A 14,729-nucleotide genomic window follows, 5' to 3' on the forward strand; every position below is an offset into this window, starting at 1 on the left:
TTGACTTAGGTCCCAAACCCTAAATCCAATAATTCATTTGTTTTACTCTTACTCGCTCGTTTCTTGTTAGTTTAAGCGAGCTAAAACTTGGGCTACCACGGCATTTACTAGTTCTTCTTGATTGGTTGTTTCGCAAGAAGTAGCCACAGATGTGGTTGATGTTTGACCAAATTCTTGACGAATCTCTTCTAAATCACGCACGCCATAAGCAACACGACGTAAATTGAACAGATTTTCAACCCCAATATTATCAGAAGTTGAGCTGCCACCAACTGCGCCACAACCAAGTGTTAATGCTGGCACTAAGTTAGTTGAAGCACCAATTCCGCCAAGTGTACCAGAGGTGTTAACAAGCAAACGAGAGACGGGTTTTCTTAAGCCAAATTCACGAATGACTTCTTTGTTTTCTGTGTGAATACCCATCGTATGACCCGCACCTTCACCTTTCAAAATTTCAATTGATAACGCGCAAGCTGCTTCCCAGTTTTCAACTGTATAGAAAGCAATAATCGGTGCCAATTTTTCTCTTGAAAATGGATATTTCAAGCCTACATGTGTTTCCTCGGCAACAATTAAGCGGCGATCTTTTGGAATAGATAAACCAACTAATGAAGCAATATGTTGAACGGAACGACCCACGATTTGCGGGTTCATTGTACCGTTTGGTCGTAAAATAAATTTAGCTAATTTGTCGGCTTCGGCTGAACTTAAGAAATACGCTCCCTGCTTAATTAACTCTTCTTTGACCGCTTCACGGTTGACAGTTTCAACAATAATTGATTGTTCCGATGCACAAATTGTACCGTTATCGAAAGTTTTTGAATCCATTATTTGTTTCACTGCATGAGGAACATTTGCGCTTCGTTCGATGTAGGCTGGTCCGTTACCAGGCCCAACACCGATTGCTGGTGTTCCAGAAGAGTACGCGGCTTTAACCATTGCGTTTCCACCAGTAGCTAAAATTAAATTTGTTTCTTTATTTTTCATTAATTCGCTGGTCGCTTGCATAGTTGGCGTTTTGATGACCGAGACACAACCTTCTGGTGCCCCTGCAGCAATAGCCGCTTTTTGGATAATTTCCACTGTTTCAATAATCGATTTCAACGCATTGGGATGTGGTGAAAAAACAATGCTGTTGGCAGCTTTTAATGAAATTAATGCTTTGTAAATGACTGTTGATGTCGGGTTTGTAGAAGGAATTAATCCTGCAATTACACCAACTGGGACAGCAATTTCAGTGACTTTTTTGGCAGCATCATCATGGATCACACCAACTGTAGCTTTGTCCTTCATTTCGTCATATACTACTTTTGAAGCGAAAGCATTTTTGATGATTTTATCTTCATAGATACCAAATCCTGTTTCTTCATTGGCCATTTTCGCTAACTTTTCTCGTTGGTTAAATGTAGCCTCTGAAACCGCTTGGACAATCGCATCGATTTGTTTTTGCGAAAATGTTGCTAATACTTGCTGTGCCTCTTTGGCTTTTCTGATTAAATTTCTTGTTTCTTGGATGGAACGTAAGTCTTTATCTACTAATTCCACTCGTCTTCACTTCTTTCTATTTCAGCCATGATTGCTTGAATTAAAGCTTCTTTATTGGCAAATTTAATCTCACTTTTCTTTAAACTACTTAGGTTCATTTTGTAGGCTTGTTTGCGTAAATCAACCACGCGTTGTGTTTCTAATTTTTGGCGTGTGCCAGTGTGTTCTTCCAAATCTGGTGTTTCAATCTCTTCTTCAATTACTTCTACTTGTTCCATCGGTTCAGGTGCTGACTTGGGTTCTGGATCTGATAAAATTACTTCCGTTTGAGCATCAACCCGTGAGATCACATGATGAGCAATTAAACAATTTAATTCTTTAGCTACTTCCGTGCCTACTTCAACGGCAGCTTGGACCGCGGCAACGTCACCAATCAGTTCCACAGTTGTTAAACCGCCATTAATAATTTCAGCTTTTAACAAAGTAACGTCGGCGGCTTTCAATGCCGCATCGGCCACACTAATGGCACCTAAAAATCCTTTGACTTCGACCATTCCTAATGCTTTCATTCAGGTCACATCCTTAATAACTCAACGGATTGTCAGCGATATTTTGAATGACTTGTTCAAACGCACTGCAAGCAGCTTTACATGCAGATTGACTACCTGTCAATAAGGCACCGCCAAAGTTCGTTTCAGAAGGTGGGCCATAAAAGACACCCATTTGAACATCGGCAGCTTTCATTGCTGCATCTAAGCCAACCATTGCTTCTAGCGGTGGTGCAATCAGATAAGCAATCGCTTCACCTTCAGGAATATTCGCTTGTTCAGATAAAAAGCTACCCGTTCTTGATACTACATGTGCAAAATAAACAATACTGTCATCTTCGTTAGCACTATAGAAGCTGGCTTCTTCTTCAATGACTTGCGTAATGACACTCAAGCCACTATTGACTTCAGCAGGACTCGGACCAGCAATAATGCCAATCACTTCACCGGCTAATTTGGTTGAAGCATTTGCTGCGCCAGCATACATACTTTTACCGTAAACTACAGTAACATCGGCGGCTTTGGTTGCTTCATCTAATGCAACATAAGTGACATCATCACAATCTGAAGTAACAATTCCTAATGAGCGATGTTCTGGTTTCAATGATAATTCTTTTGCTAATGCCGGATCGACATTGGGAATGACTTTCATACTTAGGACATTTGCGCCTAGACGATCATTTTTCATGAGAAATCCTCCTTTATTCAGCTTCTTTTAAATCAATACCAGATTTTTTCTTGTCTAACATTTTTTTGATAATTTCGGCAATGTAGGCCCCTGCTTCAACAGCCGGTGTCCCACCTTTGTGAATATTTGAAATAACTGTCCGCCGTGCTTCTGGCATACCGACAGTTGGTTTGTAGGCAATGTAGGCACTCATAGATTCTGCTGTTACTAAACCAGGACGTTCGCCAACTAGCAAGCAAACAACATCAGCGTCAGTGATTTCACCAATTTTATCCATTGCTGGCACACGACAATATTTAACAAAAACTACATTGTCGAAATCTAAGTTGTACATGTTTAATCCTTGTTTAATTGCTGGTAGGACTTCTTTAATATTCGCTTCGATAGCAGCTGAACTAAGGCCATCCCCTACGACCATTTGGATTTTGGCTTTTGGTGTCGTATTTTTCCGAATGATTTCACTATTTTCTTCATCAAATTGACGACCATAATCTGGACGTGTTAAATATTCATCTTTACTGTTACAGATTGTTTTTGTAGAAATAAAATTCATTTCTTTTACCAAGTCTTCGCTTACGTCTGAAAAGACCGCATCTTGTGCTGCCGCATGGTCCGCTCGGAAACGTAATGTTGAACTAGTCATATAACGCGTCCCTGCACGACCAACGCCTAAACGAGCTGGCGAGAAAGCTTTCATTTTTAATAGTGCTTCAGGATCTACGGTATTTTTCAATAGTAATTGTTTACGTAAATCTACTTCAGTAATGTCAGGAATTAGGCCTTCTTCAATTTCTGTCGTTTCAGTGACGTGTGTTGTGACTGGTTTTTCTTCAGCAGTCACAGTGGCAGTCGAAACCGCTTGATTGTCAGCGACCATTTCTGTTAAAATTCCGGCAATCATTTCTTTTAATTCTTTTTCGTTCATTTGTATTCTCACCTCGTTTATTTAATAAATACAGATGCATCGCCAGCGCGACTTGTTAATTTTCCGTTTTCCATTAAGCCCATTTTTTCCATCCATTCTTCAAATTCTTTAATTGGACGTAAGCCTAATGTTTCACGAATCGTCGCAGTTTCATGGAACCCAGTTGTTTGATAATTTAACATGACATCATCGCCATGAGGAATCCCCATGATATACGTACAACCAGCTGTTGCTAATAACATTGCTAAGTTCTCCATATCATTTTGATCAGCTTTCATATGGTTGGTGTAGCAGACATCACAGCCCATTGAAATTCCAGTTAATTTGCCCATGAAATGATCTTCTAAACCAGCGCGGATGACTTGTTTTGAATCGTAAAGATATTCTGGTCCAATAAAGCCAACAACGGTATTTACAATATACGGATCAAATTTTTTGGCTAAGCCATAACAACGCGCTTCCATTGTGACTTGGTCTGCGCCAAAGTTCGCTTCAGAAGAAAGTTCTGAGCCTTGACCTGTTTCAAAATACATCACATTAGGACCAGCTGCTTGACCACTGTGAAGCGCTAAATCTTGTGCTTCAGCTAAAATTTCTGCATTTAAACCAAATGCTGTGTTTCCTTTTTCTGAACCAGCGATGGATTGAAAGACTAAGCCAGTTGGCGCGCCTTGACGCATGGCTTCCATTTGTGTCGTTACGTGAGCAAGCACGCAAGTTTGTGTTGGAATTTCCCATTCGCTGCGGAACTCTTCAAATTTGTTTAAGATCCGTTTAACACTTTCTGTAGAATCATCAACAGGATTCAAACCAATTAACGCATCACCGGCGCCATAAGAAAGACCTTCCATAACTGATGCCATAATGCCATCGACATTATCGGTTGGATGGTTCGGCTGTAAACGATTTGAAAAAGTTCCGGGACGGCCAATTGTTGTGTTGGCGGTTTTTTCAATATTGATTTTTTTTGCGCCAACAATTAGATCCATGTTGGACATTAATTTACAGACAGCAGCAATCATTTCAGAAGTGAATCCACGGGAAATTCGTTTGATATCAAAATCGGTTGTTTCCGAAGATAAGATAAATTCGCGTAATTCTGCAACTGTCCAATGTTTAATACTTTCAAAAATTCGCATATTGACTTGGTCAATAATAATGCGTGTCACTTCGTCTTCGTCATAATCAACGACGGGATTGTTAAACAAGTCATTTAAGGACAATTCTGATAAAACGACTTTCGCCGCCACGCGTTCTTCGGCTGAATTAGCAGCTACGCCAGCTAACTTGTCGCCAGACTTTTCTTCATTGGCTTTGGCTAAGACTTCTTTAACGGATGTAAATTGATAGACTTTGCCAAATAGTTTGGTTTTTAAAATCATCTTTGTGTCGCTCCTTTTTAATTAAATACTAAGGTCTTAACAATGACTGGAAGGACGGCTCCTTCTGCCACTGGTAAACCGATATCTACATAATCACCGTTTTCTACTTTGACCGAATCAAGACAGATAAACGGATAGTCTTTTGGCAGATGGGCACTTAAGGCATGCCCTAAAGCTTTCGCCATGTCTTCATCCACCATAACAATAATGGGAATTTGTTCAGCAACTAAACTAGCTAATCCTTCCACAATCCCTTGACCATAGCGTTGAATATCAGCAAATGTTGGATTGCTCATGCCTCTAATTGTTAGGGCAATCTGGGGTGTTTCTTCAATACGATGCCAATTGAGTTTTTCTTGGATTCGCTGGCCTAATTCTGTCACAGTAAGGGTTTCATCCTCTTGCGCTAATTTTAGAATTGGGATATTTTTTACCGGCAAAATTTGCTCACGGTAAGCGATCGTGCTTCCGCTAATTTCAGCAGTGTGTGAACCTGCTCCGACGACCGTCGCTCGGATTGTTTCTGCGCTTTCTAAGACTTCTTTTTCCGAAAAAATCAGTGACTTTCTCAAGTATTTCCCTAAAAGTAAGCCGATGTCCCCATATTTAAAGAGATTCGTACTTGTCGTATTTAAGCAATCAGCCACACCACCAGAAAATGTTACAATTGGTAATTCCTCACCTTTTCGTAGTGGATGGTTGGTTACTAATAACTGGTAGAACGGACTTTGTGTCCCCAAGCCAATGCTATTTTCTAACACGGCAACTAATTCCGAAATAATTGGTAGTAAGTTTTGTTCGGTGGCTTGGTCACCAAGGTGCAAGGTTAGCCCTTTTTTATTTATAATTTCTTGAATCTTCGGAGCTATATAGGTGATTTTTTGTTGTTGATCTAATTTAATTAAGCGTCCGCCAATGTCAAAACAAGCCGTGTCAATCACTTCGCCATCTTTAAAGACAGCTAAATTTGTCGTTCCCCCACCAATGTCTAAATTAACCACCGGTTTGCGTTTCGTTTCAGAATAAGTTTGAGCACCAGCGCCTTTCCCGGCAATGATACTTTCTAAATCAGGACCAGCCGTAGCAACGACAAAATCACCTGCATAGCCACTAAGTGCTCGTAGCACATTGTTGGCATTGCTTTTTCGAGCAGTTTCACCTGTGATAATTACCGCACCCATTTGAATATCTTGTTTATGAATGCCTGCTTGGCGATATTGCTCCGCTACAAACGCTTTGATAGGTTCTGCATCAATTTCTGATTGGTTAAGTAAGGGTGTAAAGATAATGTCACTTCGATAAATGACTTTTTTATCAGAAATGCTGATACGTGGTACTGTAAACGCAGAGGCAAAATTTTCAACAGTTAATTCTGACAAGACTAATTGGGTTGTAGACGTCCCTAAATCAATCCCTACGGTTAAAAGTGTTTCCTTCGACATCGCCTGACTCGCCTCCTTTTGCATACAAAAAGGCACTTAAAGAATCGTTAGAAAATTTCTTTCTACTTTTCTTTAAGCGCCTTTGCTTAATCAATGAACAACATCACTGGTGTTCTGTTCGAAATAGAAACAGGTTTTAGTTCCCTGTTTATTGGATTCAATTGTAATTTTTCCTTTTAATTTATCTTTTACGTAGCTTTTGACAATCATCAAACCTAAACTGGTCTCGTTACTTTGATGAACGTCATAGCCTTTACCATTATCTGTAACAGTAATGGTAATCATTTTATTATCTAATGTTCCACTAAGTTTAACAACGCCAGTTGTTTGTGGCTCAAATGCATGATCAAAAATGTTTTGTAATAGTTCGTTGACAACAAGGGAAATGGTGACCATTTGTTCGCTAGAAACCATAATGGCTGGATCAACATTCATCATCATCTCAATGGGTTGTGCGCCTTGAAAAAGATGTCTAAAATTATACATCACTGCTTCCAATGTTTGCCGTAAAGCAACGTCATCTTTGACTTGTTTTGACAGCAATTCATGGGTGGCTGCAATCGCCATAATTCGATTGACACTTTCATGAAGGACTTTCTTTGCTTCGGGGCTTTGCGTTCGCCGTTCTTGAATACGCAATAAGGAAACCACCGATTGCAAGTTATTTTTAACACGATGATGAATTTCACGAATCGCAACAGATTTGGAAATAATTTCCGCTTCTTTTTCTTTAAATTCTGTATTGTCTTGAATAATCATAATCAGTTGTTCTTCTGATGCCAACCACACTTTCCGAACCTTAAAATAATAATTAAGGTAGGTCGTTTTGCTTTCAATTGGTTGATTACTCATTTTATATTTCATTTGATACAACACATATTCAAAAGTTGTATAATCGATGGACAAATTGTCATAACTCATTCCAATGATATTATCCCGATAACCAAGTTTGCGATAAAGCTCTTGTGCATTGTGATTGGTAATTAATAAGTGACCCGCCGCATCAAAAATCAAAACGGCTTCTGCCAATTGATCAATAAATAATGCGCCGACTTGACTAGTTGATTTCGCTACTTTTGCTAACTGGCAGTTATTTAGCTCCTCTTTTTGTAAGTCCGCTTGAATCTCTTCATCTGCCGCAATCTCGACAATAATGACACCAATCGTTCGATGTTCATTGCGAATGGGATAGATATTTTGCTTAATCAAACGATTTTCCTGAGTCACTGCTAACAAACCAATGCTATTTAAGCTAGTTTGCATGGTACGCAGAACACCAGGTTCATTTTTTAATAAAGCTTCCATCCCGACGACATCTCCGCTATATAAAGAAGTTGTCTTCGCAGGCGGCTTATGATAAACGACTAGTGCTTGCTGTGACATTTCCTTATACACATCAATAAAAACATCTGCACTTTGATAGAGTGTCGTCGAAGAAAGATAACGTGCTGTACGTTGTAATTCTTTAATGTCTGATTCTGAAAGATTGGTATATTGGTGACATAATTGCTCTAATCGTTTCATTTATTCATCATCCATTACAATCAATTCTGCAATTTCACTCATACGTGCGCGTTTGTTCATACTTAACGTACGCAACATTTGGTAGGCTTCTTCTTCCGATATATGATTTTCTTTTACAAGAATACCTTTGGCTTTTTCGATAATTTTACGTTCTTCTAATTTTAAACTTAATTTATCGATTTGACTTAGTAACAGCTGCGTTTGTTTGCCTCGTTCAATGCTCATTTCAATTGTAGGTATTAATGATTTTTCGTCTAGAGGTTTAACTAAATAACCCAGTGCGCCTAATTTTTTAGCCTTGTCCGTATTTTGTACGTCACTGTATGCAGATAAAAAGACAATACTACTGGCTAGTTGGTCTTGAACAATTTTTTTACCTGCTTTTAGACCATCTAAAATTGGCATTTGAATGTCCATTAATACTAGGTCAGGTTGTGTTTTTTTACATACTTCAATTGCTTCAAAACCATCGGCTGCTTCACCGACTACTTCGTACCCTGCTTCTATCACAATATCACGAATATCGAGTCTCGTAATAGGTTCATCATCGACTATTACAATTCGTCCATCCATTTTCTTCACGCCCTTGTCCTTTCAACGCTATGTTCTGGTAATTTTACAAGTTACAGAAAAGTTTAAAATCTGTTGTAAACCTTCAATCACCGCTTGTAAGGCTGCTTCCACTGAGCTTACGTCACCAGAAATGACTACCGATCCAGAAAAACGATCAATAAAACCGATTTGGATATCTCCGCTTTTAGTCGCAATATCAACAGCGATAATTGCCGCTTCGCTCGGAGTGATTGTCAAAATACCTAGTGCATTGCTGGTGCCTTCTGGCAACCCTAATTTTGTATAAATTTCTTTATTAGGACTAGCAATGATGTGCGCTAACGTTACTTGTTTCCCAGGAACATATTCTTGAATCATTCGTTGTTTTTCTTCCAACCAGACTCGCTCCTTTAATTTAGCAAATAAAAAATCCTCAATAAAAAACGTAAAGGTTCCACTTTCGCTTTCTACTAAGGAGCTTCTTTGCTCTTAAATTTTGAAGCACGCCGTTGTGCTACCCACATTATATGTTATCGATTTCATCCTGTCAATCGCTTATAAGATAGAATTTAAAATTTTTGTCACTTCTGCTGCTGTTGGTTGGACAGGATTTGTTTTGGTGCAGCCATCCATCAATGCGCCTTCAGCTATTTTTGGGATCGCAGCTTGGACTTCTTCTTTTGGTAAACCATAATCACTAAAAGTGGCAGGCATGTTTAATTTTTGACGGAGTTGCTTGATTTGTCGAATAAATTGTTGAACACCAATCCGTGCATTGGTTGTCTGTGTATCATTTAGACAATTTGCTAACTGCGCATAACGTTTAGCTGTTGGTTCGTTGGTGACTTTGCCATTCGCTAAGCCACTGTTATATGCAATGACTTCAGGTAAGAGCATTGCATTCATTCGTCCATGTGGCACATGTAAACGCGCACCGGCCGCATGAGCAATACCGTGATTCAAGCCTAACGAAGTAACATTAAACGCCATCCCTGCCATACATGAAGCTAAATGCATATTTTCACGGGCTTGTTGGTTGCTACCCTCATTAAAGGCTATTTCTAAATTGTCGAATACTAAGCGAACGACTTTTTCGCACAACGCATCTGAAATCGGATTTGCTTCTGTTGAAACATAAGCTTCAATAACATGCGTTAAGACGTCCATTCCTGTATCCGCTGTGATTTTTGGTGGCACACTCATCACTAAATTTGTATCTAAAATCGCAATTTCTGGTTGAATTTCATCTGTTACAAGCGGGATTTTGGTGCCAGTTTCAGCAACCGTAATCACTGAAAAATTCGTAACTTCTGAACCAGTTCCACTAGTTGTAGGAACCGCAATAAACTCAGCAATCTGAGTTTGCAAAGTACGTTTGCCAAAAAATTTCATTGCTTTGGCCGCATCAATAGCGGATCCCCCACCTAAAGCTAATATCGTATCTCCTTGAAATGTCGCTAACTGCTTAATTCCCGCAGCGATCTTATCAATTGGTGGATCGGGGATGATGTCACTAAAAATTTGCCATTCACTTTTTGTTAAATGCTTTGTCACTTCATTCACAAATCCAGAGTCAACCATGAATGGATCTGTGACAATGAAAACACGTCTATCATGAAGTGTTTCCAAATTGGCTAATGCGCCTTCTCCTACCCATAGTTCGGTAGGGAAATGAATTGTTTTCATCTCAATTCCTCCTTAATAAAATACAAAAAGACACTTCAAACAAACGAAAAATCATCTGTCTGAAGCGTCTTTGCTTCCTTATGTATACGCCATTGTACACGAAACCTTATCCATAGAGTACAACGCCTTTAATTAATTGTCAATAAAAAAAGGGAATATAGCAGTACGTCATTGTACCTGAAATCTCCTTCAACATTGAAAGACCAGCCCAAAATTCCCAAAAGCACTTCCTCGTGCCATTAATTGGATTAATACAAATATCTTGGGCTGGATTTTCAACACAAGCGTTGTTAAGAAACATCCTGTTTTGCCTCGAAACAGCATGCCCAATAATGAAAAAATGAAAAGACCTGACTTAAAAGCAACCTTGCTTCTTCACAGTGGCGGGACCGTGCCAGATTCTCACTGGCTTCCATTCATATTTTTCATAAAATATTCGTTTAATCTATCTGAAATTTACCATAAGTTTTTTAGAAAAGCAACTGTTTACAATCCATCTTCTTTAATTTTATGGAAAACCTTTTCGCTTCGTTCATAAAAAACATCAGGTCGTTGTGCTTGAACATTTAAATAGCGAGCCAACGCATAAAAATAATCTGATAAACGATTGGTAAAAATTAATACCTCTTCGTTAATTTTGGCTGTCCAATTTAAACGAACAATGATGCGTTCTGCGCGCCGTGCAATCGTCCGAGCCACATGAACCATACTGGCTGCTGGGGTTCCGCCAGGTAAAATAAAACGATCAATATCTGGTGATTGTGCAGTGTAGAAATCAATCCGCTGTTCTAGCCAATGCACACTTTCCTTTTGTAATTTAAATGGTCGTTGTGCTTCAATCGGTGTTGACAAATCTGTTCCCGCATCAAAAAGTAAATGTTGTAAAGCTTCTAGTTCTCCTTTAATTTCTTGATTTTCTTGTGGAAGTTGGCTGATAATATAGCCGACCCAAGAATTCAATTCATCAATCGTTCCATAACTTTCAACTCGATCAGAATCCTTAGCGACGGTTGAGCTGCCGACTAATTTCGTCATTCCCTTATCGCCAGTTTTTGTATAAATTTTCATTCTGCTTCATCCTCCTCTAAATAATCTACTAATTCTTGCAAGCCAATTTTTTCAACAGAAGAAATTTCAAAAATTCTTGTTGCACCCGCACTTTTTAATTGTTGCCGAACAATCTCTAACTGCTGAGAATCTTGTGCTAAATCAATCTTGGTTAAAATACCAATGATTTCTTTCGGGAAAATACTACCAAATCCTGGTGAAAAAACTTGTTGTGTTTCTACAGCACTTTGAACCAAACCAATCACATCTGCTTCTGCCGCTGTGACGTTTAACGCATTATAATATTGTCGATGCAAAATAAACTCGCCCGGTGTATCAATCATTTCTGTATGAAATTCCACCGCCTGTGTTTTATCATAAATTAATTCTTTGCCTTGCAGAGCTTGACATAACGTGGTTTTGCCACAACCGATAGCTCCCATTAAAATGATTCGTTTCATCGCTACCTCCATAAAAAAGGAGCCCAAAGCAAGTACCATCACGTACTTAGTCTTGGGCTCCTTTGCCGATTTGTTAAAACACGCCATTGTGTTTCTGATTCTTTGCCTTTATCTTACCTGTTTCCAAAAAACTTGTCAAAATTATTGAATAGTTTCCCAAACTTTATGTTGTTTCTGAAAATAGGAGACAATATCTGTTTCAAAAATTGTTTGTAAAAATTCTTTGGAAGCCAACGTTTGAAAATCACCTTGCGCGGCCACTTTCCCTTGCTTCATAAACACAATTTTTTCACTTAGCGTTAACGCTAAACGGATATCATGAAACACCCCGATTAACGTTTTCCCTTCTTGCGCACTCCACTCATTTAACTGATGAATCAATTCTTGTTGATACCGAATATCCAAATGATTATTGGGTTCATCCAATAAAATAATTTCTGGATCTTGTACAAATAATTTAGCCAAAAATACTCGTTGTTGTTGTCCTCCTGAAAGCTGATTGACAACTTTATCTTTTAAAGGCAATAAACCCGTGTGTTCTAAATAATAAAGGACTCGTTCTTTTTCTTGTTTAGAAACAATAGGTAAAAAACGTTGTGCTTGTTGTCGATACGCCCCCATCAAAACTGTTTCGTAAACCGTATAATCAAAAGCAACTGTCGTGAATTGACTCATCATCGCTACTTTCGTTGCCAATTCCTTCCGCTTTTGTCCATGAACTTCTTGACCATCAATTAAAACAGAACCACTATAAGGGACAAGTCCGGCAATCGTTTTTAAAAGTGTCGTTTTACCGCAACCATTTGGACCTAAAATACAAGTTTTACTACCTGTCGGAAAAACGAGGGAAATATCTTTTAAAATGGGGGTTTGTTGGAGCGTTACAGCTGTTTTTTTTAATTCAATCATGCAGCAACGCCCCTTTTTTTAAAGTAAATATACAAGAAGAATGGCGCTCCAATCAAGGCTGTTACGGCCCCGATGGGAATTTCTCTTGGTGATAAAATCGTGCGGGCAATTGTGTCCCCTATTACCATGATGGTCCCACCTAAGATTGCTGAACCGGGAATCAGCCAGCGATGAGTCGCCCCTAGATAGCGACGGACAATATGTGGTGCTATTAAATCAACAAAACCAATCACACCGACAAATGAAACCGCACTTCCTGCTAGTAAACTAGCCAAAAGAATAATGCGTAGTTTTGCTGTTTTGACTTCTACTCCCGCTAACATCGCATGTTCTTCTCCTAAACCGAGAACATCCAATGCGTTGGCATCAAACCAAAGAAACAGACTGCTGACAAGCAAGATTGGACAATAAATAGCAATTTTTTGCCAATTACTGCCAGAAAAACTACCCATTTGCCAAAAGACTAATTGTTTCAAATAATCTTGGAAAAGTGCTGTAATCAACGTCAAAATAGCACCGACAAACAAGGTCATAATCATTCCTACTAAAACAACTGTTTGATTGGACATTTGACTATCCATTGTTTGCGTAAATAACAAAACTAAAAAGACCGTTGCTAAGCCAAAGATAAAACCAGTTAAAGGCAATAAAAACGCCCCTAAGATCGAAGCAGTTACTCCAGTTACCATGATTAACGCAGCGCCTAAGGATGCTCCCGCTGATACGCCCAAAGTATACGAAGAAGCTAAAGGATTACCTAAGAGCGATTGCATCACCGTGCCACTTACTGCTAAGCCTGCGCCCACGAGATAGGCCATCACGACACGCGGTAACCGAACATTCCAGATGATTCCTTCTAAAATCCCGTCTTCTGAAACCGTCTTTTTCAATAAAATTTGAAGCAAATCCGTTAACGAAATCTGAACACTTCCAATTTTAATACCCAAAAAGAGCATGCTCATACTGATCAAGAGCATCAGTATGAGACACGTTTTTTTACTCATCTTTTAAATCCTTATATTCCTCTGGATAAACAGCTTTTGCCATTTGTTTTAATGCTTTGGTAATGTGGTTATTTGGTAAAGAGCTAGACATGTTATCGATTTCGAAAACTTCTTTGTTTTGAACTGCAGGAACGCTTTCCCAGTTTTTACGAGCTAAAATTTCTTTGGCGGGATCTTTCATATAGTTAACATTGGTTAAAATGACTTCTGGTTTTGCAGCAATGGCCGCTTCTTCTGTCACTGGTAACCAGCCTTTTTCATTTGCCAAAACATTTTTTGCCCCAATTGTTTCAATCATTTCATTTAAAAATGTCCCATTACCAAAACTATAAATGTCTGGTAAGGCAGCCACTTCAAACAAAACAGTTTTTGGTTTTTTAATAGTTTTCCCAATTTTCGCTACTTCGTCGATTTCTTGATCCATTGTTTTGATTAACTTTTGTCCTTTTTCATGTTCGGATAAGCTATCCGCGATGAATTGGACGTCTTCTTTGATTGCTTTGATACTTGTACTAGTGGGAATATTAACGACTGTAATTCCAGCATCTTCCACTTGTTTCCAAACACTTTCTGAGCTAGCTAAATTGATGTCATTCACATAAACAATTTGTGGTTTCAAGGCAATCAATTTTTCTGCATCGACAGCCATCATATCCATTTGTGGTAATTTTTTTAAATCAGTCATCATTGTACTACTTTGAGTATCAACTGCGATTAATTGGTCGGTTTTACCTAAGTCTTCAATCACTTCTGTTGTTGATGGCACTAGGGAAATAATTTTGGTTGCTTCTTTGGGTAAAGTAATTTCTTTGCCGCTACGGTCTTTGGTTGGTAACGTTACTTCTGTTTTTTCAGAAGAGGTAGTTGCTTTCTTTTCCTGTTTACCACATCCTGCTAAGCCAAGTGTTGCTACTAAACCTAAAGTCATCATTGTTAAAGTAAATTTTTTCATTTTTTCATCCTCGCATTCGTCTATTTTATTTTGGGGAAAATTTTCTGAAATGAACCTCCTTTGTCTCAACGTCAAAACAATACAAAAAAACCACTTTTTTCTCCAATAGAAAAAAAGCAGTCAC

General features: G+C 38.8%; 15 protein-coding genes and 1 riboswitch. All 15 genes read right to left on the reverse strand.

Going from position 1 to position 14,729, the window contains the following annotated elements:
* Positions 1–66: 66 nt before the first annotated feature.
* Entirely contained in the window at positions 67–1,545 is a 1,479-nt protein-coding gene (locus IGI63_RS02480) for an acetaldehyde dehydrogenase (acetylating) (protein WP_016627022.1), read from the reverse strand.
* The gene (locus tag IGI63_RS02485; protein WP_002357510.1) at positions 1,536–2,054 is read right to left on the reverse strand and encodes a BMC domain-containing protein; all 519 of its coding nucleotides are present in this window, start codon (positions 2,052–2,054) and stop codon (positions 1,536–1,538) included. Before IGI63_RS02485 ends, IGI63_RS02480 begins: the two co-directional genes overlap by 10 nt.
* 13 nt (positions 2,055–2,067) lie before the next feature.
* Positions 2,068–2,721 carry an ethanolamine utilization microcompartment protein EutL gene (gene eutL / locus IGI63_RS02490; protein ID WP_002357509.1) on the reverse strand — a complete coding sequence of 218 codons (654 nt, stop codon included), beginning with the start codon at positions 2,719–2,721 and terminating at the stop codon, positions 2,068–2,070.
* Between the two features lie 13 nt (positions 2,722–2,734).
* Positions 2,735–3,646: an ethanolamine ammonia-lyase subunit EutC gene (gene eutC / locus IGI63_RS02495; protein WP_429975249.1), complete on the reverse strand. Its 912-nt coding sequence runs from the start codon at positions 3,644–3,646 to the stop codon at positions 2,735–2,737.
* 17 nt (positions 3,647–3,663) lie between these two features.
* A complete protein-coding gene (locus tag IGI63_RS02500) occupies positions 3,664–5,028 on the reverse strand; it encodes an ethanolamine ammonia-lyase subunit EutB (RefSeq protein ID WP_429975250.1) in 1,365 nt (454 codons plus the stop codon).
* 17 nt (positions 5,029–5,045) lie between these two features.
* A complete protein-coding gene (gene eutA, locus IGI63_RS02505) occupies positions 5,046–6,494 on the reverse strand; it encodes an ethanolamine ammonia-lyase reactivating factor EutA (protein ID WP_429975251.1) in 1,449 nt (482 codons plus the stop codon).
* Between the two features lie 66 nt (positions 6,495–6,560).
* On the reverse strand, positions 6,561–7,994 hold the full coding sequence (locus IGI63_RS02510) for a sensor histidine kinase (protein ID WP_429975252.1): 1,434 nt from the start codon (positions 7,992–7,994) through the stop codon (positions 6,561–6,563).
* The gene (locus IGI63_RS02515) at positions 7,995–8,567 is read right to left on the reverse strand and encodes an ANTAR domain-containing response regulator (RefSeq protein WP_002384488.1); all 573 of its coding nucleotides are present in this window, start codon (positions 8,565–8,567) and stop codon (positions 7,995–7,997) included.
* Between the two features lie 27 nt (positions 8,568–8,594).
* Positions 8,595–8,942 carry an ethanolamine utilization microcompartment protein EutS gene (eutS, locus tag IGI63_RS02520; RefSeq protein ID WP_002345864.1) on the reverse strand — a complete coding sequence of 116 codons (348 nt, stop codon included), beginning with the start codon at positions 8,940–8,942 and terminating at the stop codon, positions 8,595–8,597.
* 159 nt (positions 8,943–9,101) lie between these two features.
* Positions 9,102–10,232 carry a 1-propanol dehydrogenase PduQ gene (locus IGI63_RS02525; RefSeq protein WP_010707558.1) on the reverse strand — a complete coding sequence of 377 codons (1,131 nt, stop codon included), beginning with the start codon at positions 10,230–10,232 and terminating at the stop codon, positions 9,102–9,104.
* 292 nt (positions 10,233–10,524) lie between these two features.
* A riboswitch (adenosylcobalamin (AdoCbl) riboswitch) is annotated at positions 10,525–10,674 on the reverse strand.
* A 44-nt stretch (positions 10,675–10,718) separates the two neighbouring features.
* On the reverse strand, positions 10,719–11,300 hold the full coding sequence (locus IGI63_RS02530) for a cob(I)yrinic acid a,c-diamide adenosyltransferase (RefSeq protein WP_016617361.1): 582 nt from the start codon (positions 11,298–11,300) through the stop codon (positions 10,719–10,721).
* A complete protein-coding gene (locus tag IGI63_RS02535; protein WP_002363995.1) occupies positions 11,297–11,740 on the reverse strand; it encodes a EutP/PduV family microcompartment system protein in 444 nt (147 codons plus the stop codon). The genes IGI63_RS02530 and IGI63_RS02535 overlap by 4 nt, the downstream gene beginning before the upstream one ends.
* Before the next feature lie 141 nt (positions 11,741–11,881).
* Positions 11,882–12,649, reverse strand: a complete 768-nt coding sequence (locus IGI63_RS02540) for an ABC transporter ATP-binding protein (RefSeq protein ID WP_429975253.1) — start codon at positions 12,647–12,649, stop codon at positions 11,882–11,884.
* The gene (locus IGI63_RS02545; protein WP_429975254.1) at positions 12,646–13,653 is read right to left on the reverse strand and encodes a FecCD family ABC transporter permease; all 1,008 of its coding nucleotides are present in this window, start codon (positions 13,651–13,653) and stop codon (positions 12,646–12,648) included. Before IGI63_RS02545 ends, IGI63_RS02540 begins: the two co-directional genes overlap by 4 nt.
* Complete coding sequence (locus IGI63_RS02550; protein WP_002382345.1) at positions 13,646–14,674, reverse strand: ABC transporter substrate-binding protein; 1,029 nt, start codon at positions 14,672–14,674, stop codon at positions 13,646–13,648. The genes IGI63_RS02545 and IGI63_RS02550 overlap by 8 nt, the downstream gene beginning before the upstream one ends.
* Positions 14,675–14,729: the final 55 nt, after the last annotated feature.

Source organism: Enterococcus sp. DIV0086 (genome assembly GCF_050498705.1).
In the GTDB taxonomy this organism is placed as follows: Bacteria; Bacillota; Bacilli; order Lactobacillales; family Enterococcaceae; genus Enterococcus; species Enterococcus faecalis.